This is a genomic window from Blastomonas sp., assembly GCF_046294995.1.
Lineage (GTDB): Bacteria > Pseudomonadota > Alphaproteobacteria > Sphingomonadales > Sphingomonadaceae > Blastomonas.
In genome coordinates, this window is the sequence record NZ_JBKBOG010000021.1 from 1 (window position 1) to 26,536 (window position 26,536).

The 26,536-nt window shown below is 65.2% G+C and carries 21 protein-coding genes and 1 tRNA gene; 11 read left to right on the forward strand and 11 right to left on the reverse strand.

Annotated elements, in window-relative coordinates; all coding sequences use genetic code 11:
* Together ACK4R0_RS15885 and ACK4R0_RS15890 are read left to right on the forward strand one after the other, a co-directional pair.
* Nucleotides 1-728 (forward strand): PepSY domain-containing protein (locus ACK4R0_RS15885; RefSeq protein WP_409676220.1); only part of this gene is annotated, 728 nt, incomplete at its 5' end.
* Between the two features lie 151 nt (nt 729-879).
* The gene (locus tag ACK4R0_RS15890; RefSeq protein WP_409676223.1) at nt 880-4,065 is read left to right on the forward strand and encodes a WD40/YVTN/BNR-like repeat-containing protein; all 3,186 of its coding nucleotides are present in this window, start codon (nt 880-882) and stop codon (nt 4,063-4,065) included.
* Here the strand turns inward: ACK4R0_RS15890 and ACK4R0_RS15895 are convergent, their stop codons facing one another.
* The 3 genes from ACK4R0_RS15895 to ACK4R0_RS15905 form a co-directional block, all read right to left on the reverse strand.
* Nucleotides 4,066-4,593 (reverse strand): PepSY domain-containing protein, encoded by a 528-nt coding sequence (locus ACK4R0_RS15895; RefSeq protein WP_409676226.1) that lies wholly within the window; start codon nt 4,591-4,593, stop codon nt 4,066-4,068.
* 183 nt (nt 4,594-4,776) lie between these two features.
* The gene (locus ACK4R0_RS15900; protein ID WP_409676228.1) at nt 4,777-5,220 is read right to left on the reverse strand and encodes a hypothetical protein; all 444 of its coding nucleotides are present in this window, start codon (nt 5,218-5,220) and stop codon (nt 4,777-4,779) included.
* Nucleotides 5,221-5,281: 61 nt separating this feature from the next.
* Complete coding sequence (locus ACK4R0_RS15905; RefSeq protein ID WP_409676230.1) at nt 5,282-6,424, reverse strand: alpha/beta hydrolase family esterase; 1,143 nt, start codon at nt 6,422-6,424, stop codon at nt 5,282-5,284.
* 243 nt (nt 6,425-6,667) lie between these two features.
* Here ACK4R0_RS15905 and glpD point away from each other — a divergent pair, with 243 nt between their 5' ends.
* Nucleotides 6,668-8,158, forward strand: a complete 1,491-nt coding sequence (gene glpD, locus ACK4R0_RS15910; RefSeq protein WP_409676233.1) for a glycerol-3-phosphate dehydrogenase — start codon at nt 6,668-6,670, stop codon at nt 8,156-8,158.
* Nucleotides 8,155-9,618, forward strand: coding sequence for a glycerol kinase (locus tag ACK4R0_RS15915; protein ID WP_409676236.1), 1,464 nt, complete (start codon nt 8,155-8,157; stop codon nt 9,616-9,618). Before glpD ends, ACK4R0_RS15915 begins: the two co-directional genes overlap by 4 nt.
* On the opposite strand, the gene ACK4R0_RS15920 is transcribed toward ACK4R0_RS15915, so the two are convergent.
* From ACK4R0_RS15920 to ACK4R0_RS15930, 3 genes are all read right to left on the reverse strand, one after another.
* Entirely contained in the window at nt 9,619-10,824 is a 1,206-nt protein-coding gene (locus tag ACK4R0_RS15920) for an FAD-binding domain-containing protein (protein ID WP_409676239.1), read from the reverse strand. It abuts the gene before it with no gap.
* Nucleotides 10,821-11,207 carry a thiol-disulfide oxidoreductase DCC family protein gene (locus ACK4R0_RS15925; RefSeq protein ID WP_409676242.1) on the reverse strand — a complete coding sequence of 129 codons (387 nt, stop codon included), beginning with the start codon at nt 11,205-11,207 and terminating at the stop codon, nt 10,821-10,823. Before ACK4R0_RS15925 ends, ACK4R0_RS15920 begins: the two co-directional genes overlap by 4 nt.
* A gap of 65 nt (nt 11,208-11,272) precedes the next feature.
* A complete protein-coding gene (locus ACK4R0_RS15930; RefSeq protein ID WP_409676245.1) occupies nt 11,273-14,188 on the reverse strand; it encodes a hypothetical protein in 2,916 nt (971 codons plus the stop codon).
* A 249-nt stretch (nt 14,189-14,437) separates the two neighbouring features.
* Here ACK4R0_RS15930 and ACK4R0_RS15935 point away from each other — a divergent pair, with 249 nt between their 5' ends.
* Nucleotides 14,438-16,105, forward strand: coding sequence for a M20/M25/M40 family metallo-hydrolase (locus ACK4R0_RS15935; RefSeq protein WP_409676248.1), 1,668 nt, complete (start codon nt 14,438-14,440; stop codon nt 16,103-16,105).
* A gap of 1 nt (nt 16,106) precedes the next feature.
* Here the strand turns inward: ACK4R0_RS15935 and ACK4R0_RS15940 are convergent, their stop codons facing one another.
* From ACK4R0_RS15940 to ACK4R0_RS15955, 4 genes are all read right to left on the reverse strand, one after another.
* Complete coding sequence (locus ACK4R0_RS15940; protein ID WP_409676251.1) at nt 16,107-16,739, reverse strand: NAD(P)H-binding protein; 633 nt, start codon at nt 16,737-16,739, stop codon at nt 16,107-16,109.
* 39 nt (nt 16,740-16,778) lie between these two features.
* Entirely contained in the window at nt 16,779-17,285 is a 507-nt protein-coding gene (locus ACK4R0_RS15945; protein ID WP_409676254.1) for a hypothetical protein, read from the reverse strand.
* A gap of 293 nt (nt 17,286-17,578) precedes the next feature.
* Nucleotides 17,579-17,654, reverse strand: a tRNA-Ala gene (locus tag ACK4R0_RS15950).
* A 120-nt stretch (nt 17,655-17,774) separates the two neighbouring features.
* Nucleotides 17,775-18,089 carry a TIGR02300 family protein gene (locus ACK4R0_RS15955; protein ID WP_409676257.1) on the reverse strand — a complete coding sequence of 105 codons (315 nt, stop codon included), beginning with the start codon at nt 18,087-18,089 and terminating at the stop codon, nt 17,775-17,777.
* Between the two features lie 186 nt (nt 18,090-18,275).
* Between ACK4R0_RS15955 and aroA the strand changes: the two genes are divergently transcribed.
* The 6 genes from aroA to ACK4R0_RS15985 all read left to right on the forward strand — a co-directional run bounded on the left by aroA (nt 18,276) and on the right by ACK4R0_RS15985 (nt 23,972).
* Nucleotides 18,276-19,619, forward strand: coding sequence for a 3-phosphoshikimate 1-carboxyvinyltransferase (aroA, locus tag ACK4R0_RS15960; RefSeq protein WP_409676260.1), 1,344 nt, complete (start codon nt 18,276-18,278; stop codon nt 19,617-19,619).
* Nucleotides 19,616-19,879 carry a CBU_0592 family membrane protein gene (locus ACK4R0_RS15965; protein WP_409676263.1) on the forward strand — a complete coding sequence of 88 codons (264 nt, stop codon included), beginning with the start codon at nt 19,616-19,618 and terminating at the stop codon, nt 19,877-19,879. The genes aroA and ACK4R0_RS15965 overlap by 4 nt, the downstream gene beginning before the upstream one ends.
* Nucleotides 19,876-20,817, forward strand: a complete 942-nt coding sequence (gene bla / locus ACK4R0_RS15970; protein WP_409676266.1) for a subclass B3 metallo-beta-lactamase — start codon at nt 19,876-19,878, stop codon at nt 20,815-20,817. Before ACK4R0_RS15965 ends, bla begins: the two co-directional genes overlap by 4 nt.
* The gene (locus ACK4R0_RS15975) at nt 20,814-21,455 is read left to right on the forward strand and encodes a (d)CMP kinase (protein ID WP_409676269.1); all 642 of its coding nucleotides are present in this window, start codon (nt 20,814-20,816) and stop codon (nt 21,453-21,455) included. Before bla ends, ACK4R0_RS15975 begins: the two co-directional genes overlap by 4 nt.
* A 200-nt stretch (nt 21,456-21,655) precedes the next feature.
* On the forward strand, nt 21,656-23,368 hold the full coding sequence (gene rpsA, locus ACK4R0_RS15980) for a 30S ribosomal protein S1 (protein WP_188513969.1): 1,713 nt from the start codon (nt 21,656-21,658) through the stop codon (nt 23,366-23,368).
* A 322-nt stretch (nt 23,369-23,690) separates the two neighbouring features.
* Nucleotides 23,691-23,972: an integration host factor subunit beta gene (locus ACK4R0_RS15985; protein WP_409676272.1), complete on the forward strand. Its 282-nt coding sequence runs from the start codon at nt 23,691-23,693 to the stop codon at nt 23,970-23,972.
* Nucleotides 23,973-24,407: 435 nt separating this feature from the next.
* Here the strand turns inward: ACK4R0_RS15985 and ACK4R0_RS15990 are convergent, their stop codons facing one another.
* Nucleotides 24,408-26,351 (reverse strand): GGDEF domain-containing protein, encoded by a 1,944-nt coding sequence (locus ACK4R0_RS15990; RefSeq protein WP_409676275.1) that lies wholly within the window; start codon nt 26,349-26,351, stop codon nt 24,408-24,410.
* Nucleotides 26,352-26,536: the final 185 nt, after the last annotated feature.

Consider the following 26,536-nt stretch of genomic DNA (forward strand, 5'->3'; position numbering starts at 1 on the left):
GCGAATATCCCGATCTCAACGTCACCTATTTCATCCTGCACGATCCCGGCACCGCAGGGCAGCACATCAACGTCATCGCCGAACATTCCGATCGGCTGATCTTCGGCGATTATTACAACTTCACCGCGACAGGCGAATTCAAGGGCAATGTCGGGATTTCGGATGGCACGGTCGGCCAGCAGGTCACCGGCGCGGTCTACAATGTCCATTTCGGCAACTGGGGCGGGCTGATCGTCAAGCTGGCCTATCTCGTTTTCGGCACCGCTTTGTGCACGATCGTGGCAAGCGGCCTCAGCATCTATTTCGCCAAGCGCGAGACCAACGGCAGGCCCGCGCCAAGGCTGGCGGCGGTGTGGACCGGCCTCGTCTGGGGCACGCCGGCGATGCTCGCGGTCGCGCTGGTCGCAGCGTTGCTGGGCGTCGAAGGGCTGGGGCTGGTCTCGGTGTTCTGGCTCGGGCTTGTCGCATTGCTGGCGGGCGCGAGCCGCCTGGGCAAGGTGCGCACCGTGCTAGCCGGAAAGCTTGTGCTGGGCCTTGCTCTGGCGTGCGCAGTGCTGGTGTACCTTGTCCGCTACGGGGCGGATGCGTTCTCGAGCGCCGGATTGGCGTTGACGCTGATCGGGATCGGCCTCGCGATCGCGATGCTCGCCTGGGCCGGATGGGGCCGGATCGCGGCGATGCGGGACCAACACGGTACAGGGCAAGACAGCCTGCAGCCTGCGGAATAACCGGTGGGCTTCTGCGGGCGCACGATCGTCTCCCGCAACGCTGTGAGTTCGCTTGATTTTCCCCGAATTGGGCGCGATGGTCGCGGCAACAACGATAATCGGGCCATCGGCTGCGCAGCAGCAGGGCACCAGATCGGGAAATGGGGACCATATGAAGTTTGCGCCACGGTTGATCGGGCTTGCCTGCTGTATTCTCACGGGCAGCGCCGCCCTGGCGCAGGACGCCAACGAGCTTGAGACCGCCAAAGAGGCGGAGGACGCCCCGCTGCCGCAGGACGAGCAGGCCTATTTCACCTCGCTGACCTGGCGCAATATCGGTCCTGATCGCGGGGGTCGCTCGATCTCCGCAACGGGCAGCGCAGCGCGTCCGAACGAATATTATTTCACTGCGGTGGGCGGCGGGCTGTGGAAGACCACCGACAGCGGCATCAGCTGGAAGCCGGTCACCGACGGCCAGCTCGATACCGCAGCGGTGGGCGGCGTCGCGGTGTGCGAGGCCAACCCCGATATCGTTTATCTGACCACCGGCGAGACCCAGCTGCGCGGCAACATCCTGCCCGGCAACGGGGTGTGGAAGTCAGTCGACGCTGCCAAGACCTGGACCAAGATTGGCCTGGCCGACGTGCAGAATTTCGCGCGGGTGCGGATTGATCCCAAGGATTGCGACACCGCCTATGTCGCGGGCTTCGGCCATTATGGCGAACCCAATGCCGAGCGCGGCGTGTTCAAGACCACCGATGGCGGCAAGGCCTGGCGCAAGGTTCTGTTCCGTGATGCAAAGACCGGCGCGGTCGATATCTCGATCGATCCCAGCAATCCGCGCACGATCTATGCCGCGATGTGGGAAGCCTGGCGCAAGCCTTGGGGGATGAGCTCGGGCGGGCAGGGCAGCGGGCTGTTCCGCAGCAGCGACGGCGGCGAGACTTGGACCGAACTGACGCGCATGCCCGGCATGCCGCAGACCGGGCTGATCGGCAAGATCGGCGTCAGCGTCTCGCCGGTCGATGCGACCCGCGTCTACGCCATGATCGAGCACGCCAGCGAAGGCGGGCTGTATGTTTCGGACGATGCCGGTGCCAGCTGGGGGCGCACCAACGATAGCGGCGATCTGCGCCAACGCTCGTTCTATTATTCGCGGGTGGTCGCCGATCCGGTGGTCAAGGACCGGGTCTATGCGCTCAACGTCGAGTTCTTCCGCTCGGACGATGCGGGCAAGACGCTGACCAAGATCAAGACCCCGCATTCGGACAACCACGACCTTTGGATCGACCCTGCCAACAACCAGCGGATGATCCAGGCCAATGACGGCGGCGCCAATGTCAGCGTCAATGGCGGCGACAGCTGGACCAAGCAGGCTTATCCGACCGCACAGATGTACCGCGTGTCGATCAGCAAGCATTTCCCCTATTTCGTCTGCGGCGGACAGCAGGACAATTCGACGATCTGCATGCCCTCGCGCGACTGGAAGCACGTCAATGCGCTCGGCAGTCAGTACGGCTTTGCCGCCGGCGGCGGCGAAAGCGGCTATGTCACCAATGACCCCGCCAACCCCGAAATCTTCTATGCGGGAAGCTATGGCGGCACGCTCGATCGCTATGACCGGACGTCCGGCCAAAGCCGCGCGATCAACGTCCATCCCGACAACCCGATGGGCTATTCGGCAAGCGATGTCGCCGAGCGCTTCCAGTGGACCTTCCCGATCGTCTTCGATCCGCACGATCCGCAGAGCCTTTATGTCACCTCGCAGCATGTCTGGCGCACACGCAACGAAGGGCAGAGCTGGGAACGGATCAGCCCCGACCTGACCCGCGCCGACCCTGCGACACTGGGTGCATCGGGCGGACCGATCACGCTCGACCAGACCGGCGTCGAAACCTATGCCACCATCTTCGCGCTGGCGCCTTCGCGGCGCGAGCGCGGGCTGATCTGGGCAGGCTCGGACGATGGCCTGGTGCACCTGACCCGCGATGGCGGTGCGAACTGGAGCAAGGTCACGCCGCGGCGGCTGCCCGCGAACACCAAGATCACCACGATCGAGGATTCGCCGCACGCCGATGGCACCGCTTATCTCACCGGCCACCGCCACCTGCTCGGCGACTTTGCACCGTATGTGATGAAGACGACCGATTACGGCCGCAGCTGGACGTCGATTGCCAGCGGCATTCCCGCCGACGAGATGGCGCGCAGCATTCGCGAAGATCCCAAGCGCCCGGGGCTGCTGTATCTTGGCACCGAGCGCGGCGTGTGGGTGTCGTTCGACGCGGGCAAGCGCTGGAGCAAGCTGCAGCGCAATCTGCCTGCGGTTCAGGTTTCCGATCTTGCGGTGACCGACAACGATCTGGTGATCGCGACGCATGGCCGTTCGTTCTGGGTGCTCGACAACATCGGCGTGCTGCGCCAGCTCGAGAACGGCGCGCCGCGCAGCGAGCGCCTGTTCGCGCCCGCGCCTGCCGTGCGCGATGTCGACGAGGGCGTGGCGATCGACTACTTCCTGCCCGCGCGGCCGGGGCAGCTGGCGCTCGACATCCTCGGGCCCGACGGCGCGCTGATCCAGAGCTTTGCCGGCAACCCTGTCGATCCGAAAAAGAAGGATGACGAGGACGAGGACGACGATCCGTTCAAGCCCCGTCCGGCTCCGACCACGACGATGAAGCCCGGCCTCAACCGCTTCGTGTGGAAGATGCGCCACCCCGGCTTCACCGATTTCCCCGGCATGATCCTGTGGACCAGCCGCAACCGGGGCATCACCGCGGTTCCGGGCCAGTATCAGGCGCGGCTGACGGTCGATGGTGAGGTCTTCACCCAGCCGTTCGAGATCCGCTCCGACCCCCGCCTTGTCGGCGTGACCCAGGCTGACCTCGAGGCCCGGTTCGACTTCTCGAACAAGGTCAGCAAGCGGGTGGGCGAGGCCAACGAGGCGGTGCTGTTGATCCGGGGGATCAAGGAGCAGACCGCTGCAGCCGCTGCCGATCCTGCCGCCGACGCTGCGTTGCGCGCTGACCTGTCCGCCTTCGACACCAGGCTGAGCGCGATCGAGGGGCAACTCTATCAGGTGCGCAACCGCTCGCGCCAGGATCCGCTCAACTTCCCGATCATGCTCAACGACAAGCTCGCCGGGCTGATCGGGGTAGCTGAAAGCGCCGAAGCGCGTCCGACCGACCAGAGCCTGGCGGTGTTCGCCAGCCTGTCGGGCGAACTCGATGCGCAGCTTGCCGCGCTTGAAACGGCGATTGCGACGGACATGCCGAAACTGAATGCGCGGCTCGGCGCAGCGGGGCTGGCGGAGATCGTCCGTCGTCCGCAAGTGGTTCCGCCGCCTGCTCCGGCGGCGGACTGATCAGGCCGACCGGGCCAGCGCCTTGGCGCGGCGCTTGCGGCGCTTCACCAGCAGTGGCTTGATGAACATATACGCCCCGGTGCCCCACAGCACGAGCAGCGCGATGCCGGTGGGCAGCGACAGCAGGTATTTGCCCCAGTCGCCCAGAATGCTGAAATCGTGAAGCGTCTCGAGGAAATCCGAGGTGCGATAGCCGGTCTGCAGCACCTCGAGCGTGTGCAGATCGACCTGATATTCGGTGCGGTCGTCGAAAATGACCTTGGCGAGGCCGTCGCGTGGCCGGACATCGATGCGATCGACATCGCGCCAGCTCAACGTGGCGTTGCCGCTGTCCTTGGCAACCGCCGCAAGCAGCCGATCGAGCGGGGTCGCGGGCAGGCCGGGCGCACTCGCCGCGGCGGATGGCGGCTGCAGGACATCGAAATCCTTTTTCAGCGACAGCAGCACCCCGGTGACCGCCACCATCGCCACGGTGACGAGCGTGAATGCCGTGAGCCAATAATGGATCAATCGCAACGTGCGGCCCATCAGCATTGCTCCCTTGCAGCGGCGACGACAGAGACGCCCTGGCGCGCGGGACGCGGCTGTTCAAGGCGGTGATGGCGTCTGGACATATCGCAAAGGGCGCGAACCTCAATGCCAAACTGCGTTATCCGCAACACGGCCGGACCACGGGCTGATCTGGATCGAAGATGACTGGATCGAACGCCGTTACCGGTTGACGCGCGATGCCACGAAGTTGGCAGCGAAGGCCTTGCGTTCGGCCTTTGCGATGCAGGTGATGGTCGAGATCTGTCCTGCATTGCGATAGACGGTGCAATCACCCGTTGCCGGCTTGGGCGCGCGACCCCGGATCGCCAGGCGGTTGATCGCCATGCCGTCCCCGGTCCAGGTCCCCTCATAGCGGAACTGGGAGCCTCCGAGCGTCTGGCGAAAGTCGATGACGCTCGCGTCTGCGTTGCGCTCGATCCGCACCGAATTGCACAGCGCGAGGCCGGTATCCGGCAGGATGCTTTTCAGCACCTCTGGCCGGTAGTCGCACCGACCCCGCAGATCGGTGACGCTGGGCTCGTCGGTGGCCTGGGTCGACGCCATCGCAGCCACCGATGCAAGCACGGACCCGATAACAGGCATCAGAACAAAACTGGCGCTCACGGCAATGTCGTCTCCTCCGGCTGGCGCGTGTCGCGCAGCATCGCCCGGCTGCCCGCCGATTTCAAGACGGTTCAGGCTGGCGGTGCTGCAGGAAGAACGCGATCATCGCGCGCGAGGCGTCGGGGCCGCTGGCGTCGGTGTAGGTGCCGGCATCGGTGCCGCCCGACCAGGCATGGCCCGCACCGTGGATGGTCCACTGCTCGATCTGGACCGTGCCGTCGGCGCCTTGGCTGGTTTCGCGGGTGAACGTGCGTCCGGCATCGCTGCTGCCGGTTTCGCTGGTCACGGTCAGCGGCGACCCGATGTGGCCGGAGGCGTCGGCGATGATCCGCGCGCTGTTGACCGCGTGAACGGTCGCATCGCTGTCGCCGTGGAAGGTGATGACCGGTACGAACCTGCCCTGGCGCGCCTGGCCGCGGGCAGTGCCCGGGCCGCTGCGCATCGCCGAAAAGGCCGACATCACATCGCTGGCCGCACCGCAGGCGAGGCCCGAATGCACGCCGATTGCCGCGTAAACATCGGGATAGGCAGCGCCCAGGATCGCGGCGGCTGCCCCGCCTGCGGACAATCCTGCAACATACACGCGGGCCTTGTCGGCGCCGGTGTCGGCCACGATCGCGCCGGTCATCGCCGCGATCAGCGCAGGTTCGCCGCCGCCGCGCTGCTGATCGCTCGGCCGGAACCAGTTCCAGCACTTGTTCATGTTGGCCGATGCCGGCTGGGCGGGATAGGCGACAATCAAGCCCAGCTCATCGGCGAGCACGTTCATCCCGGTACCGCGCGCAAAATCTTCGGGGTTCTGGGTGCAACCGTGCAGCATGACAACCACCGGAAGGCCTTCGAGCGCTTGGGGGGGCAGATAGAGCCAGTAATCGAGGCTGCCTTCGGGTCCGCTATAGCGATGCGCGGCAAAGCGGCCTTTGGTGGAAGGCACGCGAGGCTTTGCGGCCTTCGAACTGGTCTTGGCGGGCTTGGTCGGCGGGGTTACAGGCGGCGTGGTGATCGATGGCATCGATTTCTGCAGCGCTTCGAGCGCCGCGAGGCCAACCTTCCCGCGGGCCATCGATCGGCGCGCCATTCCGCTTGGCAGGCCGCCCGGCAGGTTGGCGGCCAGCGTCGCCTGGACGAGGCGGTTCGCTGCGCTGAGATTGCGCGCGCTCGATCGCTTCATCGCGCGCGCCATGGCTGACTTGATCTTGATCATGACTTTCGCACTCACTGAGATGGCCCCGGACAAAATGGCCGGAACGGAGATGATGATGAAGGGGGGATCACATTTTTCCGGTTCTGCTCGCCGGACGTGACCCTGACTGGACGAGCGGGAGCGGCGAAGGTTGCTCGGCTGGTCGCAATCTGCCGGACTATGCCTATCTGCAGGAAGCCGATATGTTCGCGCGCCGCCTGCCGTCGCACCGCTAGCGGCAGTTAACCCCCGATGGAGCAAGATGTGCCCGAAGAAACCTTTATCTTCGACGTTGCCGTCATCGGCGGCGGCGTCAACGGCACAGGCATTGCGCGCGATGCGGCCGGGCGAGGCGCCAAGGTGCTGCTGCTCGAGGCGGACGATCTGGCCAGCGGCACCTCGTCCAACTCGAGCAAGCTTATCCACGGCGGGCTGCGCTATCTGGAGCATTACGAGTTCGGTCTCGTCCGCGAGGCGCTGGGCGAGCGCGAGAAGCTCTGGAAAATCGCGCCGCACATCATCTGGCCTATGCGGTTCGTGCTGCCATGGGTGCAGGGGCTGCGCCCGCGCTGGTTGCTGCGGCTCGGGCTGTTCCTCTACGACCATCTCGGCAAGCGCAAGCTGCTGCCCGCAACCGAGACGATCCGGCTCGACCGGCACCCGGCAGGCGTGCCACTCAAGCCGGAGTTCCGCCATGGCTTTATCTATTCGGACGGCTGGGTCGACGATGCCCGGCTGGTGGTGTTGAACGCCCGCGACGCGGCGGATCATGGTGCCGAGGTGCATACCCGCTGCCCGGTGAACAAGCTCGAGCGGGACGGCGACCTGTGGCGCATCGAGACCGCGCAAGGTTCGTTCACCGCACGATCGGTGATCAACGCCGCCGGGCCGTCGGTGCTCGGCATTCTGGGTCGCAGCGGCGAGACGCCCCGACAGGCGATACGGCTGGTGCGCGGATCGCACATCGTGGTGCGCAAATTGTTCGATCACCCGTTCCCCTATTTCTTCCAGCTGCCCGATGGCCGCATCTTCTTTGCGATCCCCTATGAGCAGGACTTCACCCTGATCGGCACCACCGACAGCGACCACAAGCCGGGCGAGCCCATCGTCGCCAGCGACGAGGAGATCGCCTATCTGTGCGAGGGTGCCAGCCGGTTCTTCGCCAGGCCGGTAACCCCGGCGGACGTCGTGTGGAGCTATTCGGGGGTGCGGCCTTTGGTCGACGATGGCTCGGGCAAGCCGGAGACCGCGACGCGCGGCTATCGTTTCGATGTCAGCGATGCCGATGAAGGCGCGCCGATCCTCTCGGTGTTCGGCGGCAAGATCACGACGTTTCGCACGCTGGCGCAGGAGGCGGTCGACCGCATGGGCGAGCGCATCCCCGCGCTGGCAGGCGCGCACTGGACCGACACAAGGCCGCTCCCCGGCGGCGACTTTGGCGTCGACGAGGTGGATCAGAAAATCTCCGACTTGGTTAATCGTTATCCCTTCCTTGAACCGAAATGGGCGGATCGCCTGATCAGGTCTTACGGAACCTTGGCGGCCACAATTCTGGGCGATGCCAAAAGCCTGGCAGACTGCGGCGAGTATTTCGGCCACGGCCTAACGGCACGCGAAGTGCGCTATCTGATGGCGCATGAATGGGCGCGCGAGGCCGATGACGTCTTGTGGCGGCGCAGCAAGCTGGGGCTGCGCCTGTCCGAACCCGAGCAGGACAGCCTGCGCCGCTTCATGGCCGAGGAAGCCGTTTCATGACCGACAATCGTTTTCTGCTGGTGCTCGACGAAGGCACCACCTCGACCCGCGCGATCCTGTACACGCTGACCGGTGATACGGTCGCGAGCGCGCAGCAGGATATCACCCAGCATTACCCCGCGCCGGGCCTGGTCGAGCATGACGCCGCCGAAATCTGGGACAAGACGCTGCATTGCGCGCGGGCGATGATTGAGCGCGCGGGCGGCGCCGACCGGATCGAGGCGATCGGCGTCACCAACCAGCGCGAGACCGTCGTCGCGTGGGACCGCAGCACCGGCAAGCCCCTGTGCCGCGCAATAGTCTGGCAGGACCGGCGCACCGAAGACCACTGCCGCAGCCTGCGCGACGATGGCCACGAGCCTGCGATCCAGACCGCCACCGGGCTGCTGCTCGACCCGTATTTCTCCGCCACCAAGATGGCGTGGATCCTGAAGAACGTCGAAGGGGCAGCGGCGCTGGGTGATCGGCTGGCGTTTGGTACGGTCGAAAGCTGGCTGGTGTGGAACCTGACCGACGGCGCGCACATCACCGATGTCTCCAATGCCAGCCGCACCTCGCTGTTCGGGCTGACAGCAAAGTCCTGGGACGCGGGGCTGTGCGACCTGTTCGGCGTTCCGCGCGGCTCGCTTCCCGAGGTCGTGGCGAGCACGGGGGCGTTCGGGTTGACCAAAGCTGATCTGCTGGGCGCGGCGATCCCGATCACCGGGCTGGCGGGCGACCAGCAGGCCGCGACCATCGGCCAGGGCTGCTTTGCGCGCGGCCAGACCAAGGCGACATTGGGCACCGGCGCGTTCGTGCTCGCCAATATGGGGCAAACCCCGCCGCGTTCCGAACACCGGCTGCTCGGCACCGTATTGTGCGAGATCGATGGCGTGCGGACCTTTGCGCTTGAAGGATCGGTGTTCGTCGCAGGCAGCCTGGTCAAATGGCTGCGCGACAGCATCGGCCTGCTGGGCAATGCCGCCGAGAGCGAGGCGCTGGCGCGGTCGGTGCCAGATAGCGGCGGCGTGGTCGTGGTGCCGGCATTGTCGGGCCTTGGCGCGCCCTATTGGCTGCCCGATGCGCGCGGCAGCATCACCGGGCTTTCGTTTTCGACCACCCGCGCGCACATCATCCGCGCCGCGCTCGAATCGGTCGCCAACGTCTTCCACGATCTGGCGCGCGCGTTTGCCGCCGATGGCGCGGGCTGGTCGGTGTTGCGGCTCGATGGGGGCATGAGCGCCAACGACTGGCTGGCGCAGGACATCGCCGATGTGCTGGCTATCCCGTGCGAACGCCCGAGCGATGTCGAGACGACCGCACGCGGCGCAGCGATCCTCGCGGCGGTCGGCGCGGGGCTCTATTCCTCGCTCGAGGACGCCAAGGTCATGGTGTCGAGCACGCAGGTGTTCGAGCCGCAGATCGATGCGCGCGCGCGCGACCTGCGGCTGGCGCAATGGAAGGCCGCGCTGGGGATCTGATTACCTGCCCGGTATTCCGATCTCGGCCAGCAGATCCGGCATCTGCTGCTTGAACGGGAAGAACCCCTTTTTCGCGTGCGGCCAGAACACTTCGTCCCAGGCACGTCGGACCTGCACCAATGCGATGCCTTCGGCAGCCAGCGCTGGGGCGAGCCGCGACAGTGCGTCGGCAACCAACCCCACCGGCGCACAGGCGGTCACGATCTGGCGCGCGCCGCATGTTTGCGCGGCCTCGATCAGCCGAGCCGGGTCAAAGCTGGTCGCGATGCCGGTATCGCAGCCATAATGTCCCGACGCCCGCCTCAAGGCATCGATCGACGCATCGTTGACGAAGCCTCGCGCAGCCTTGCCCCAGAGCAGGCTGTCGTCGTTGATGATGACCGCAGCCCGCCAGTCAGCGTTGCGTGACAATAGCGATTCGGGATGCAGATCTTCCGGCGTGACCAGCAGCAGCGCAGCGGCCTTCGGATCGAACGGTGCCAGCTGCGATATCGGGGCGGCAGATCCGACAGGTGCCTCGGTCAGCGGTTCAGCCTGCTCCACCAACGCCTTGGGAGCAAAGCGGCCGCCGGTGTAGCGTGCGATGTTATCGGCGGTGGCGAGATAATGCTTGCCCACTGTCTGCAGCCCCGCCACCCAGCGCCACGACAACGTGTTGGACGCGGCATCGGCATCGATCAGGTGGCGCAGAAAGAAATCCGCACCCAGCGCCCACGGCAGCCGCAGCGTGAAGATCCAGATGGACGCGAACCACATCCGCGCGTGGTTGTGCAGATAGCCGGTTTCGACGAGTTCCCTCGCCCAGTCGTCGAAGCCTTCGATCCCGGTTCGGCCCGCCTCGGCATCCGCGATCCCGCGAACATCGTCGAAGGACCCGCGCTGCCGGTCCCGCTCGGCCACAAAGCGTGTCCAGACCTGCGGTCGCATCTCGAGCCAGCCCTTCCAGTAGGTCCGCCAGAGCACCTCCTGGACATATTTCTCCGCCGATTGCAGCGGATGCTGGCCCAGCACGGCTTGGACAACCTCCTGTTCGGCAAGCATGCGGTAACGCAGATACGGCGACAGCTGCGACACCGCATGATGCCGGCCTGGACCAAGATCGGTATTGCGCAGCTGCTCATATTCGCTCGCCGCACGCGGCACGAAGGCGGTCATCCGTGCCAGCGCATCGGCGCGTGTCGGCGGGAACAGCGCGGCTGCGGTCATCGGCCGGCGACCATCTTCTGCAGCCTCGGCCGCAGCACCAGAAACCGCAGGTACAGCCATTCCAGCGCGCCCAGCACCACGCGATTGCGCGCGGCCCAGCCCAGCGGCTTGAGTGCCGGAATCGCGCGCCACATCGCCGCAAACGCCGCCGCCCCCGACAGCATCACGCCGTTCTCGCGCGCATGAAACCGCGCCAGCAGGTCGCGCCGATCGATCGGGCAGACGCTGTCAGGCGTCGATACGTCGACGAATGCAATCGCTCCGCGCCGGTCGAGCCGCCGCATCAGCGCAATCTCGCGCAGACACAAGGGGCAGGCGCCATCGTACCACACGGTGACCGCGCGGCTGCTGGTGTTGTTATGCGGTATTTCAGCCGGTTGCATGACAGGCATATGGGGCGGGGCGGCGCGCATGCCAGTGGCCGCCACAAGCCCACGCAAATATGCGGTCAGCCAAGCGCCGGGCCATGGCTGAGCACGACCGTCTCGGGCCTGTCATCACGGCCGTTGCGCCACAGCGTCAGCGACACCCGGTCGGCCGGGTCGACACCCGCCAGCGACGCCAGCGTCTGCAGGAAGGCAAGGGTGCGGGCGTGGACCTTCGAGTTGGTCCAGAACAGCACCGCGTTGAGCTGCAGCCACTCGCGCACCGCCCTCACCGCCGATCGCTGCGCATCGCGATAGTCCTGAGGGCTCCAGCTGGCAGGGTCGTTGTCCCTGCGCTGTTCGGGCGTCGAGAAATAGATCGCGCGCAGCCTCTCGATCATCGCGAGCATGCCGTGCGCCAGCCGCATGGCATCGTCGAATGGCTCGTGTTCGGGCGCGACTTGCCTGATGTGCGAGCCGGAGACCACGACTTTCAGTTCGCGCCGCGTGCGTCCTTCGTCCATCAGCAGGTCTTCGAGCGACAGCTTCGGATTGGCTTTCGCGAGGAACGCGATCGTCCGGTCGATCAGCTGCCGGTGCAACGGCACGCTATCGGCCAGCGTGTCGAAGGCGCGCCGGACGATCTTTCTGCGCTCCGCGACGCTGAGCCCTCCAGGCCCCGACGCGATGGCCAGAAGATTGCCGATCGCCGCCCGGTCGAGCGCCAGCCTGAGCTGCGCTGTGGCCTCCAGCCTGCCCTTGTTGGCCAGGTTGCCGGTCCACCGCGTGTAGACCTCCTGTGCGCGCTGCCGGGCGGAGGCGTCGACAAGCCCGGCGTCGGCGAGGCTTGCGACGAACCGGTCCACTTCGTGCCGTTCAAGCTTTCTGTCGATATGGCCAACGGTGACCGTCAGCCCCATGCTGCGGTCGGCGGCAGCAGGTGCGGCGGCCAACGCCCGGGCGCGGACGAGCGCGTAGCTGCTGATCAGCGCGATTTCCTGTTCGGCGTCCTGGCCCTTGAAGCGCTTTTCGAGCTTGCCCCTGGCATCGACCTGAACATTGCCGCTGCCATCGACCAACACGCTCGCCTCGCTTTCGATCAGTTCGCTGACGCTGCCGCCGAATTCGATCAGCACGACCTCGAACCCGAACTTGCCGGTGCTTGCGGCATAGCGCCTGAGGCTCGACCGGGCCGGATCGAGCACGAAGCCGTCGCGCCCGCCTGAATCGATCAGCGCGATCAGGGCGGCAAAGTCGCCGCGGGTGAGCGCGCGGAACGCCGCCCGCGCGCCGACGCCGTTCGAAACAAAGGTGCCCGCGATCTCCACGGCCTGCGATGCAACCCGCGCTTCCTCGATCTGCATCGCGATCGACAGCTTGGCCCGCGCGGCGTTTTCGGTGGCGGTCAGAACCTTGCGGAACAGCGCATCATAGCGCGCGATCAGCGCCCGCACGCCGGCAAACGCCGCATCTGCGCCATCGAGCTGCCTGTCCGAGATCGCCCCGGCATCCTTGAGCGCCTGGCCCAGCGCCTTGGCGTTGGCGGTGAACAGCGTCTCGACCTTACCGCGCAATGCGTCACCAGCCTGCTTGACCAGCTGCGATGCCGCGGTGCCAAGCTTGTGTCGTACTTGGACCTGCGCAAAGACCGGAAGGCTGCGGCCCATCGCATCGAGCATGTGGTCTGCGGCTGCGGCCTGATCGCCCGCCCAGTCCTGCGCGGCGTCGAGCCCGCCTGCCAGCCGCTCGCCAAGCCAGGCTGCGAGCTGGGATTCGTCAGGTTCCCCGGCGGCGATCACGCCGGTAAGGTCCTGCGCCAGCGCCTTGGCCAGCGCCGCGTCCTTGACCAGATCCGCTGCGAGCGCGTCGATGACGCCGCCTGCGTTGCTGCGCAGCCAGGTGCCCGGCGCCAGATACGGCGTGATCTCCTGCAGCACCGCGTCCCACTCGCCCAGCGCGCCCGCCAGGATCGCGTGCACCCTTGTGGCGAGGGTCGATACGTCGATCGATCCCCCGATCGCCAGCGATGCGCCGCTGCGCTGCGTCTGCCCACGCGACAACACCGCCTCGATCCGGGGCAGGCCATCGCCACCACGGGGCGCGGCACGAAAGGTCAGGAAAAAGCGCCCCTCCAGCGCGAAGCTCATCGCCACGGTCGCGCCGATCTGCGCCTTTATGCCCTGCGCCAGCGCGCCGGCGTCGGCCAGCGACACCGACACATTGACCCCAACGCTGCCGTCAAAGCCGTAATGCAGCCCCATCAAGCCGCCGTCGCTGAAGCCGCGCCACACAGCATCGAAATCGAACGGATCGACCAGTTGGCCCAGCCGGTCGGCCACCGCTGCGGCGTAGACGGTATCGACATCAGGAACCGCGAAGAAATATTCGAGCGCGCAAGCCGCGCTGGCGCTGGCACTGGCGGTCGCCGATCCGCCGGTAAACGGCAGCGTTGCGCTCGCCTTGGGCTTCAGGCTGCCTTCCGCGCGCAACCGCAGCAATGGTCCGGGCACGATATCGCTGTATGGCCACCGCGCGCCCGCTTCGATCGTCAGCGCCGCATCGGCGTCAAGCGACAGTGCATAACTGGGCGCGTCTTCCGGGCCGTCGCTCGCGGTGCCGATCGATTTGGCCAGCGACCAGCGCACCAGGCCATGGTCGGCGCCATTTCTGGTTTCGTCGAAACGCCCGATCGGTTCGAGCAGGACTGCCAAGGGAGACTGCACCTGGTCGGTCAGCCTGCCAAGCCGCTCTCCGGCCCCCTGCAATGTCGCAAGCTGATCTTCGGCGCCGATCCTGCCGAATGCTGCAGCGACAGCTTCGCCCTGCGCACCTTTGGCGATCGCGGTGAGCAGGTCCAGCGCCGACCCGGCACCGTCTACGTCACCCGCCAGTGTCTTCCAGTTCTTGCCAAGCGTGCCCAGCGCCTGCAGCAGCGCAATCTCGTCATCGATCCCGATGGCGTCGGCGACGCCCAGCAACAGCCGCGTATCCCCACCCATGTCCGCCTGTCCCCTTGAGTGGCCAGCGCGCATAATGATGCGTCGAAGGCCGCGGTTCGTGCGACACCGGTGATATGGTTGCGGCAAAACCTGGGCGTCGCAAGGCGTGATCGCGCGACTGCGCCGTTGTGGGGGTTATAGTCCGTTAATATCGCAGATTCGCAGCGTTTCCCGGGGGCATTATCCCCGTTTTCGCATGGCCCTGCGCGCGGCTTGCCCGGATGCGCCCAAGCCCTATAACCTGACCCCATGAAAACCCGCACACTCGCGCTCGCCGCAGCCCTTGGCGCTGTCACCCTGTCCCCCGCTTATGCCCAATCTGCGATGACCATCGATCCCGACCGCCTGACCGAGACGGTGCGCACGCTGGCCTCCGACGTGTTTGAAGGCCGCGCGCCCGGAACGCGCGGCGAGGAGCGGACTTTGGGCTATCTCATCGCGCGGTTCGAGGCGTTGGGGCTCGAGCCTGCGGGGACCGACGGCGGCTGGCTGCAGAAGGTGCCGCTGCTCCACACAAGATTGGGGACGCCCACAAAGCTGGCGTTCGCCACGCCCAAGGGCGCGATGGCGCCGGTGCTGGCGCAGGATATCTACCTCTCCACCATCCGCCCCGATGATGCCGCAAAGATCGCCGACGCGCCGCTTGTCTTCGTCGGCTATGGCGTGAAAGCCCCCGAGCGCGGTTGGGACGACTTCAAGGGCGCCGATCTCAAGGGCAAGGTTGCGGTGTTCCTGATCAACGATCCCGATTTCGCCGCTCAGCCCGGCGAGCCTGTCGCGGGCAAGTTCGGCGACCGGACGATGACCTATTATGGCCGCTGGACCTACAAGTTCGAGGAAGCTGCGCGCCAGGGCGCGGTCGCCGCGCTGATCGTCCACAATGCCGAAGGCGTCGGCTATGGCTGGAACGTCGTGATCAGCCCGGGCGGCGAAAATTACGATATCGTCCGCGCGCCCGAAGCCCTGAGCAGCCTCAAGCTGCAGGGCTGGCTGTCGAAGGAGATGTCGGCAAGGCTGTTCGCGGCAGCAGGGCTCGATCTGGGCAAGCTCGAGGTCGCCGCGCGCGCACCCGGTTTCCGCCCGGTTGATCTCAAAGGCGTGACGCTGGGCGCGGACATCCCCGTGACCCAGGAGGTCGTTGCCAGCCATAACGTGCTCGCCAGGATTACCGGTGCCACCCGGCCCGAGGAGATCGTGATGTATGGCGCGCACTGGGATGCCTATGGCGAGGGCAAGCCGGACGCACAGGGGCGCATCTATCGCGCCGGAGCGAACGACGACGCGCTGGGGATCGCAGGCATGTTCGAGATAGCGCGCGCAATGAAGGCAGGGCCCGCGCCGCAGCGCAGCGTCGTGTTCGGCGTATGGACGGCAGAAGAGCGCGGCCTGCTCGGTTCCGAATACTACGCCAACAATCCCGTCTTCCCGATGGACAGGACCGTCGCCAATCTGGGGCTCGATATCCTGCAGACCGCAGGGGCAGCGAACGATGTCGTGCTGGTCGGCAAGGGCCAGAACACGCTGGAGGACGACATGGCGCGCGTCGCCGCGACCCAGGGCCGCACCATCACGCCCGAAAGCCTGCCCGAGCGCGGCCTGTTCTATCGCGCCGACCATTTCTCCTTCGCCAAGCGCGGCGTGCCGGTGATGCTGCTGATGGGGATCGCAGGCGCGGCGAACCTCAAGCAAGGCGGCAGCGCAGCGGGACAGGCGTGGATCGATGCCTATACCGGCCAGTGCTATCACCAGGCGTGCGACGCCTGGAGCCCCGAGTGGAACCTCGACGGCGCGGTGCAGGACATCGAACTGATCGGCACGATCGGCGCGGAACTGGCGAATTCATCGCGCTGGCCGCAATGGAAGGCAGGATCGGAATTCAAGAGCATCCGCGACAAGGCGGGTGTGCCCAAGCAGTAACTCAGGCGAGTTCTGCGGCAGAAATGATGTGCCGCCCCGGCACGGCCGCCACCGCCGCCTCGATCAGCGCGCTGGCGATGTTCTGAGCCGGGCTGATCCGCCATCCGCGTGGCAGGACAGGGCCGAACGCGCGCAGGATCGCCTCGGACACGCGTTCGGCCGCGCGGAATTCGTCACGGTCCCCGCCAATCAGGCCGGGACGCACGATCGTGTAGCTGGGATAAGCGAGCGCGCCGATACTCGCCTCCACCTCGCCCTTGGTGCGGTTGTAGAGCAGCCGCGAGCCCGCATCCGCGCCGATCGCGGACACCAATGCAAAGGCGTGCGCGCCTTGTGCTCGCGCGGCCTGTGCGACGGCCAGCGGATAATCATGGTCGACACGGACGAATGCCGCATCCGACCCCGCCTTGGCTCGCGTGGTGCCGAGCGCGCAGATCACCGCATCGCAGCGCCACCAATCGGTGTCGAGCGGCAGGGCGTCGTAATCGACGATCGGGTTCGTGAGCTTGTCGTGCGGCGCCAGCGCGCGGCGGGTAGGAGCAACGACATGGGCGACGCGCGGGTAAGCCAGCGCCTCCGTAAGGACGATGCGACCGACGAGGCCGGTGGCGCCTGCGATGAAAAGGGTGGTCATATGGCTATCCAATCAGCAAAACGGGCAGCGTGGCAAGCGTTACCGGTAATAGCAGGCTGCCATGGCCGCTACCCGCTGCGGCCCTGCGGGATGGGCCCGATCGCCGGGGTGCTGCCGCATGGAGGCCGACAGTATCTCGAAGTCATCCGGTGACATCCATCCCTGGATCCGTCCCTGCTCCACCGCCCAGCAATCCGCGCGCATCTCGCCAGCGCCGAATATGAAGTGCCCGCATTCATGGGTGTACCAGAACATTTGCTCGGCGCGCGGACGTGCGAGCAGCGCGGGGTTCAGATAGATCCGGCCATGGTGCGCGGCGGCAATGTCGGCCATCGCCATCATGACCGTCTGCACTGGTCCGCACGTGGCCTGATACCCCGACAGGGTGAGATCGCCTGCCAGAACGACCTGCTGTGCCGAGGCCACATGAGAGGGCCAGCTTGCCGACATCACAATACAGGAAATGCAGATGAGCGTTTTCATCTTGTCTTGCCCCAAAATCGCGCGACAGTGAACTGACTGCAGGAACGATTGAGCCGACATCATCTGGGAAATTTCAAATCAAGCTGGATCAGTAATGATCCAATCTCTATTCTGAAACACCAAGAAGAGTTTTCCTTGCGTGACGATATTATGGAAATTGATCGGCGATATTGATGCTACATGCCGAAGAGCATAACGTTCCCGAAATTAGCATGTTTAATTGCAGAAGCGATCAGCCGGATGGCTGACGGCGTGGCGAACACCCGTTCGCGCTGCTGCCGGCCATGCGCTTACGCCGGATACGGCAAAGCCCCAGCGGTTCGAGCGCTGGGGTTCGGGTATGTCGACAAGGAAAATGGTGGAGCCTAGCGGGATCGAACCGCTGACCTCTACACTGCCAGTGTAGCGCTCTCCCAGCTGAGCTAAGGCCCCATATGCGCCGGCGGGATGGTACCCGGCGCTGAGAAGGACAGCCCTTTAATCGAGCGGTCCCGTGGTGGCAAGGGGCAATTCGCAGCCCTTGCCACCATTAGGATATTCAGGCGGAAAGCCTCAGCCTTCCTCGTCCTTGTCGTCGGCTGCGGCCACGCCAAGATCGTCGTCGCCGCCAAGGTCGACATCGTTGTCGGGCGAATCGCCGTCCTCGTCGATGTCCAGATCCTCGTCGGCCAGATCGACGTCCTCCTTCTCGACGACTTTCTTCTTTTCTTCCTCGAACGGAAGCGGCTGCTTGGACTTCAGCACGGGCTCGGGAGTCCAGCTGTTGCCGCAGTTGATGCAGGCTACCGGATCATCCTTGCCCAGGTCATAAAAGCGGGTGCCGCATTTCGGGCAGCTGTGCTTGGCGCCCCATTCAGGCTTGATCATGAATAATGCCTCAGGTTCAATAACATCATGGATGTAAGGAGAAGTTCGCATATTTCCAGTCGGCAGCGCGAGGTGCGCCGCAACAGGAAAATCGGCGTGCGCCTTGCCATAGCTTTATGCCGCTGTCAAAAGCTGCGTCGCATTTGATCCCGGCAGCCCGCTGCCCAACCTGAAATTACAGCACCCATGGCCCACACAGCAGACCAGGCTTCCGCAGCCCGCCGTTTCAGCGCATCGGGGCCGCTGACCGGCACGATCCGCGTGCCCGGCGACAAGTCGATCTCGCACCGTGCGCTGATGCTGTCGGCGCTGTGCGTCGGCACGAGCCGGATCACCGGCCTGCTCGAGGGCGAGGACGTCCTCGCCACCGCAGCTGCGATGCGGGCGATGGGGGCAGATATCGTGCGCGATGACGATGGCGTGTGGACGGTGCACGGCGTGGGCGTCGGTGGGCTGATGCAGCCTGAACAGGCGATCGACATGGGCAACAGCGGCACATCCACCCGGCTGCTGATGGGGCTGGTCGCCAGCCACCCGATCACCGCGATGTTCACCGGGGATGCGTCGCTCAGCCGCCGCCCGATGGCGCGGGTCAACGATCCGCTGAGTGAAATGGGGGCGGAATTCAACGCCAGCCCCGGCGGCACGCTGCCGCTGATGGTGCGCGGGATCAGTCCGGCGATCCCGATTACCTACCGGCTGCCGGTGGCGTCCGCGCAGGTGAAGTCGGCGATCCTGCTCGCCGCGCTCAACACGCCGGGGACCACCACGGTGATCGAGCCGGTGGCGACGCGCGACCATAGCGAGAAGATGCTGGCGGGCTTCGGCGCGCCGCTGACTGTCGAGACCGATGACGACGGCGTCCGGCATATCGCGATCACCGGCCCGTGCGATCTCACGCCGCAGGATATCGAGGTTCCGGGCGATCCCTCGTCGGCGGCGTTCTTCATCGTCGCCGCGCTGATCGTGCCGGGGTCTGATCTGACCATCGAGAACGTCGGAATGAACGTCACCCGCACCGGCATCATCACGGTGCTTGAGCAGATGGGCGGGCGGATCGAGCGGCTGAATCAACGCACCGTCGGCGGCGAGCCGGTCGCGGACCTCAGGGTACGGGCGAGCGACCTCACCGGCATCACTGTGGACCCGGGAATCGTACCCAGCATGGTCGACGAGTTTCCGGTGTTCTTCATCGCCGCGGCCTGCGCCAGCGGAACCACGATCACCAGCGGGCTTGATGAGCTGCGCGTCAAGGAATCGGACCGGCTCGCCACCATGGCGCGCGGGCTTGAGGCGATCGGCGTGTCGGTGGAGGAACGCGAGGACGGGCTGGTGATCACCGGCAGCGGCGGCACTCTGTTGCGTGGAGGCGGACCGGTCGCGACCCTGCTCGATCACCGCATTGCGATGAGCTTTGCAGTGGCAGGGCTGGTCAGCGCCGAGGGCGTCGAGATCGACGACACCCGCCCCATCGCCACCAGCTTCCCCGATTTCCTCGCGCTGCTCGACAGCAGCACCGGCGCGGCATGACCCCGCTGCTCGCCAACATCATCGGGGTGATGGGCAGCGTGCTGTTCATCGGCGCCTTCGCCTATGCCAACCGGGTCGAGAAGATCGACAAATTGCTGTTCAACGCGGTCAATTTGGCTGGCGCTATCTTGCTGCTGATATCCTTGTGGGTGCATTTCAACCTTGCCGCATTCATCCTCGAAAGCGCATGGGCAGTGATCGCTTTGTTCGGTCTTGCCAAGGCGATCCGGGAGCGCAGAACGGGAGCTGCAGGCCGATGAAGACGAGACTTCGCTTTTTGGCGAGTGGATTGATCGGCGCGTTGATGCTGTCCGGCTGCGCGCAGACCGTTGCGCCCGGATCGCGGCTGGCCAGCAACGCTGAGATAGAGACCGCGCAAGCCGCCCCGGTCGTTGATGAAACCGCGATCGCCATGCGCTGGAACGAGCGGATCGCCACGTTCACGATCATCGATAACATGCATTTCGTCGGCACCCGGGGGCTGGGCGTGTTCCTGATCACCACGCCGGAAGGCCATATCCTGATCGATGGCGCACTGGCGCAATCGGTACCGCAGATCCTGGACAACATCCGCTCGCTCGGCTTCGATCCCAGCGACATCAAGTATCTGCTCAACACCCACGCGCACTACGACCACGCCGCGGGCCTCGCCGGACTGCAACGCGCCAGCGGGGCGGTGATGATCGCCAGCGCTGCGGACAAGCCGTATCTGGAGGCAGGCAGGGTCGATCACGGACCCACCCAAGATGCGCCCTTCCCACCGGTGCGGGTCGATCGGGTGGTGGGCGATGGCGACACGGTGACGCTGGGCGCCACGGTGGTGACGGCGCACCTCACCCCCGGCCATTCGCCCGGATGCACCTCGTGGTCGATGGCTGCGAAGGACTCGAAAGGTGTGCCGCGCAGCGTATTCCTGCATTGCAGCGCATCGCTGGGTGGCCAGTCGCTGGTGCCCGAAGCCTATCCTGGCATGATCGCCAATTATCGCGCGACCTTTGCCAAGGTGCGAGGGCTGCAGGCGGATGTCTTCCTCGCTAACCATGACATCTTCTTCGACCTCCATGCCAAGCGCGCGCGGCAACTGGCGGGAGAGGCCGATGCCTTTGTCGATCCATCCGAACTGCAGCGGTTCAACACCGAGATGGAGCAGGACTTTGCTGCGGCGCTGGCCAAGCAGCAGGCGGTGGCAGCGAAATGATCATTGCCGTCGATGGACCCACCGCCAGCGGCAAGGGAACGATCGCCAAGGCGCTCGCCGCGCACTTCGGCCTGCCGCATCTCGATACCGGGCTGCTCTATCGCGCGGTGGGCGTGAATGCGGTGCGCCTGGGTGGTGATCCCGATGACGCTGACGAAGCGCTTGCGGGTTGCGGCTTCGATGAAGCATTGCTGGCCGACGAGCATCTGCGCTCGGAAACGGCAGGCGGGCTTGCCAGCCGTGCCTCAAAGCACCCCGAGGTGCGTGCGACCCTGCTCGAGCGCCAGCGCAGCTTTGCGCGGCAGCCAGGCGGCGCGGTGCTCGACGGGCGCGACATCGGCACGGTGATCGCGCCGGAGGCTGATGCCAAATTGTTCGTCACCGCAAGCGTCGCGGCGCGGGCTTCGCGCAGGTTCAATGAGATGCTGGGTCGCGGCGAGGAAGTGACGCTCGAAGAGATCATCGCCGACCTTGCCGCACGCGATGCGCGCGACTCCGGGCGCGCGGTGGCACCGCTCAAGCCTGCCGATGACGCGCTCTTGCTTGATACCAGCGATTTGACTATAGGGCAGGCCGTTCAAAGAGCCATAGAGCTGGTGAACGGCAGGACGCGCGGCGGACAAATGCCTGTGTCTTAGATGTTTCGATCATCGCGAACATCGCCCGCGCCGATAACGGCCCGCGCGATCTTTCGCGCTTTTCGCATATCTGCCTGCTGCCGCCGGAACGCAGGGTTTTAGGGCGCTTTCCGCGGCATTCGGCCCGGGGGGCAGGTTAGGCCAAGACCGCCGGGGACAACCGGCTGGCCGGACAAAACGTTTTAAGGAATACTAGATTTATGGCCTCAACGGCATTTCCCAGCCGCGATGATTTTGCGGCACTTCTCGACGAATCGCTTGGTGGCGGAGCCGCCTCGGATGGCGGATTCGAAGGCCGCGTCGTCAAGGGCACGGTTACCGCGATCGAAAACGACAAGGCGGTCATCGATGTCGGCCTGAAGTCGGAAGGCCGCGTGGCCCTGCGTGAATTCGCAGCGCCCGGCCAGGATCACGGCCTGAAGGTCGGTGACGAAGTCGAAGTCTATGTCGACCGCATCGAAAATGCCGATGGCGAAGCGATGCTGTCGCGCGATCGCGCACGCCGCGAAGCCGCATGGGACAAGCTCGAGAGCGAATTTGGCGAAGGCAAGCGCGTCGAAGGCGTGATCTTCGGCCGCGTCAAGGGCGGCTTCACCGTCGATCTCGACGGCGCCGTGGCCTTCCTTCCCGGCAGCCAGGTCGATATCCGCCCCGTGCGCGATGTCACCCCGCTGATGGACATTCCCCAGCCGTTCCAGATCCTCAAGATGGACCGTCGTCGCGGCAACATCGTTGTCTCGCGCCGCGCCGTTCTGGAAGAAACCCGTGCCGAACAGCGCACCGGCCTCATCCAGTCGCTGGCCGAAGGTCAGATCATCGACGGTATCGTCAAGAACATCACCGATTACGGTGCGTTCGTCGATCTGGGCGGCATCGATGGCCTGCTGCATGTCACCGACATCAGCTACAAGCGCATCAACCACCCCAGCGAAGCGATCACCATCGGTGAGACCGTCAAGGTGCAGATCATCCGCATCAACTCGGAAACGCAGCGTATCTCGCTGGGCATGAAGCAGCTCGAGAGCGATCCGTGGGAAGGCGCCAGCGTCAAGTATCCCATCGGTGCCAAGCTCAGCGGTGCTGTCACCAACATCACCGAATATGGTGCATTCGTCGAACTCGAACCCGGCATCGAAGGGCTGGTGCACGTTTCGGAAATGTCCTGGACCAAGAAGAACGTCCACCCCGGCAAGATCGTTTCGACCAGCCAGGAAGTCGACGTCATCGTTCTGGAAGTCGACGCCGAAAAGCGCCGCATCTCGCTGGGCCTCAAGCAGGCGCAGTCGAACCCCTGGGATGCTTTCGCAGACAAGCACCCGGTCGGCAGCATCGTCGAAGGCGAAGTCAAGAACGCGACCGAATTCGGTCTGTTCATCGGCCTGGATGGCGATGTCGACGGCATGGTTCACATGTCGGATATCGCATGGGGCATTTCGGGCGAAGACGCGCTCAACCTCCACCTCAAGGGTGAACAGGTCAAGGCGATCGTTCTGGACGTCGATGTCGACAAGGAGCGTATCTCGCTCGGCATGAAGCAGCTTGAAAAGGGTGCTCCGGCCGTCGGCGGATCGGACAGCTCGACCCTGCGCAAGAACGAAGTCGTCACCGTCACCGTGCTCGAAGTGCGCGACGGTGGTCTGGAAGTCCAGGTTGGCGAAGACGGAGCCACCGGCTTCATCAAGCGCAACGATCTGGGCCGCGACCGCGACGAACAGCGTCCCGATCGCTTCCAGGTCGGCCAGAAGCTCGATGCGATGGTCACCGGCTTCGATCGTTCGCGCAAGCCCACCTTCTCGGTCAAGGCGCATCAGCTGGCTGAAGAAAAGCAGGCTGTGGCACAGTACGGTTCGTCCGACTCGGGCGCGTCGCTGGGCGACATCCTCGGTGCCGCTCTCAAGCAGCGCGAAGATTGATCAGCCACGTGGCCGGCCGCTTAAGGCCGCCACCGTTTCAAAAAGGGGCATCGGCGCTGGCCGGTGCCCTTTTTTGTGCACAGTTTACCGCCCGCATGCCGTTCGCCCGAAGAACGACGTTGAAACCGCTCGTCATTTCTGACAGCATTGCCAAAGCATGACATTCGCACGTTGAATGTCGATACATGATTATGCGCAGCCTTTCCGGCCCAGCGCATTGGCTTGTCGGGGGGCTGGTCAATTCGATAACGTTGGGGGATCGCGTGCGGCGTTTTCTCCTTTGCGCGCTTCCCGGCGCATATTGGATTGCAGGAGATTGGCCGTGATACGATCAGAGCTGCTTCAGCACCTGGCAGATGAAAATCCCGGTCTTCGTCCTGACGAGATCGAGAAGATCCTCGATATATTCTTCAACAACATCATCGATCGGCTGGCCGAGGGCGGCCGCGTCGAGTTGCGCGGCTTCGGGGCGTTTTCCACCCGTTCGCGCGAACCGCGCAAGGGCCGCAACCCGCGCACCGGAGAGGCCGTCGATGTGCCCGGCAAGCGCGTGCCCTATTTCAAGCCCGGCAAGGAAATGCGCGCGCGGCTCAACACGGATTGAGCCGCAGCCTGTTTGGGGTGGGGCGTGCGCGTTATCGCTCTTGCCCGGCAAATCCATACCGGCCTATAGGCAGGCGGTCGTGCGGGCGTGGCGGAATGGTAGACGCAACGGACTTAAGACAAGATTGAGTGCACGCGGGGAAACCCGCGCTGTAGAACTGCTCAAATTCGGGGAACCCTTTCACATGGCGATCCCGAGCCAAGCCCCGCCGCATGCCGGCCGGGAAGGTGTAGAGACTAGACGGGCAGCGCCTAAACGCCGGAGTGATCGGGCGCAGGGCGAAGGGATAGTCCAGACCACAAACGCCCGGGTTTCCGGGCGGCGGCGAAAGCCGTAGCGGGTAAGAAAATCCGTCGGGCTTTGCCCGTGGGGGTTCGAGTCCCCCCGCCCGCACCACCGATCTTCCACCGTTCCATTCAAGAGCAGCGAGCCGGATCAGGCGGCGCTGCGGGCCGCGCCTGGTGTTGCGGCACTGCTGACCGCGCAGTTGCGACCGGCGCTCTTGGCCTGATACAGCGCGGCATCGGCGCGGGCATACAGATCCTTTGCGCTGTCGCCCGGGCACCAGTTGGCAACGCCGATGCTGACCGTGATGTTCAGCGCGACGTTGCCGTGCACGTCGAAGCTCTGCCGCGCAATCGCCGCGCGGATCCGTTCGGCGATGGCATCGGCGATCACCGGGCGGGCGCGGTCGAGGATGATCATGAACTCCTCGCCCCCCATCCGGCCGATCGCATCGCCGGCGCGCAGCATGGATTGCATCCGCTCGGACAGCACGCGCAAGGCATCGTCACCCGCAACATGCCCGTGGCGATCGTTGATCGCCTTGAAGTTGTCGACGTCGATGACCAATATCGCCATCGCTCCATCGGTGCCCATCCGCGGCAGGCGGGCATCGAGCTCGCCCAGGATCTTGCGGCGGTTGGCAATTCCGGTGAGCGAATCGATTTCGGAGAGGTTTCGCAGCTTCTCGTTGGCCTCGTTGAGCGCGGATGTGCGCTCGGCGACACGCTCTTCGAGCAGCGCATGCGACTGGCGGATGGCGTTGGCCATGGTCTCGAACCAGCGCACCAGGCGTTCGACTTCGTTGCCTCCCCGCTCGCGTTCGGCAGCCGGCAGGATCGAATCGTTGGCCAGCTTGCGGGTGATCCGCTGGGCATCGCGGGTCAGCTGTCGCAGCGGCTGGCCGACGAGCCTGCGCAGCACCAGGGTGACCACCAGAATGCAGACGATCAGCGCCAGCAGCGCCATGATCGCGATGCGCGGCAACGGCCGCAACGCTTCGGTCAGAATGGCACCTTCGGGCTTGACCGTCAGCGCGTACCAGCCGGCGCCGGGAACGGCGCGCAGCGACACATAGGCATCGAGCGCCCCGACCCGCCCGGTGAAGCCCGCCTTGCCATGCGTCTGCACCAGCGCCCACAATGCTGTCAGATCGGCATTCCGGCTGGTGGTGATATCGAGATATTGCCCGGTCTGCCGGCTGTGCTGGCGGGTGTATTCGGGGTGATAGATCAGCCTGCCTTCGCGCGATACCAGGATGACCTGGTCCTGGAAGGGCTGGGCGAACCGCCCTGCGGGCACGACCTGATCGAGCGGCATGGATGTGCCGAAGGTGCCGACATGGCGCCCCGCGCGATCGACCGGCGACATGCAGCCGGTGGTCCAGACCTCGCGATCCTTGAGCGATATCAGCGACTGCAACCCGGTGCACATCATCTGCCGGGCAGGGTTGGCAGCTGGCGTCGAGATGGTCGCAAACTCGAAATGCTGGAACTCGAAATCGGCCGGTGCGGTCTTGCGATAGAATTCCAGCCGATCGGGACGCTCGGGCCCGAAGATCACGACGGCGTTGGCGGGGGTGAAATAATAGAGGCTCTCGATCTCGAAGCGGCTGCCTTCGCCCAGCGCGCGCACGGCGTGGGTTGCCGCGATCAGATCGCGTACCGCCTCGTCGTCACGATCGATCCTTCCGGGGATGAACGCCGCCATCCCCTGCGTGAAGCCGATCGCGGTGGTGCCGCCATCGAACATGGCATCGATGCTGCGCCGGGTGCCATCGGGCTGCACGGGATAGAGCGCATCGAGCTGCCGCCGCGCGTCGGCCGGGCTGAGCGCCGCGCGTTCCGCTTCGAACAGCGCGCGCGCCCGGTCCTGGGTGCTGGCAATCCTGGCGAAGCGCAGCGCGAGCTCTTCCACCACCTTGCCATTGTGCTGGTCGAGCGACGCCAGCGATTCGTCGATCGCACGGGTGCGTTCCTGGCCAAAAACGACCAACGCGATCGCGACAATGACGACGGTAAAGCCGAACGCAAGGTTGCACGCGGTGCGAGCGCTGATGGACAGCGAGCGTTGCCAATACTGAAGCCGAGAGAGCATGCGATCTTATCGGAGAACTTGGTTAAGGAACCGCAAATGTGCGCTTTTTGCGATCCATCGATGGCTCCGGTCCGCGCGTGCCGCAGCTTAAGGGTGGTTGCAGGTGTGATCGGGGTCATGGTTTGACCGGCGATGGCCGCTACGGTACGGTGCTACAGGGTCGATAGCGGTTCCTGTGGGGAGAT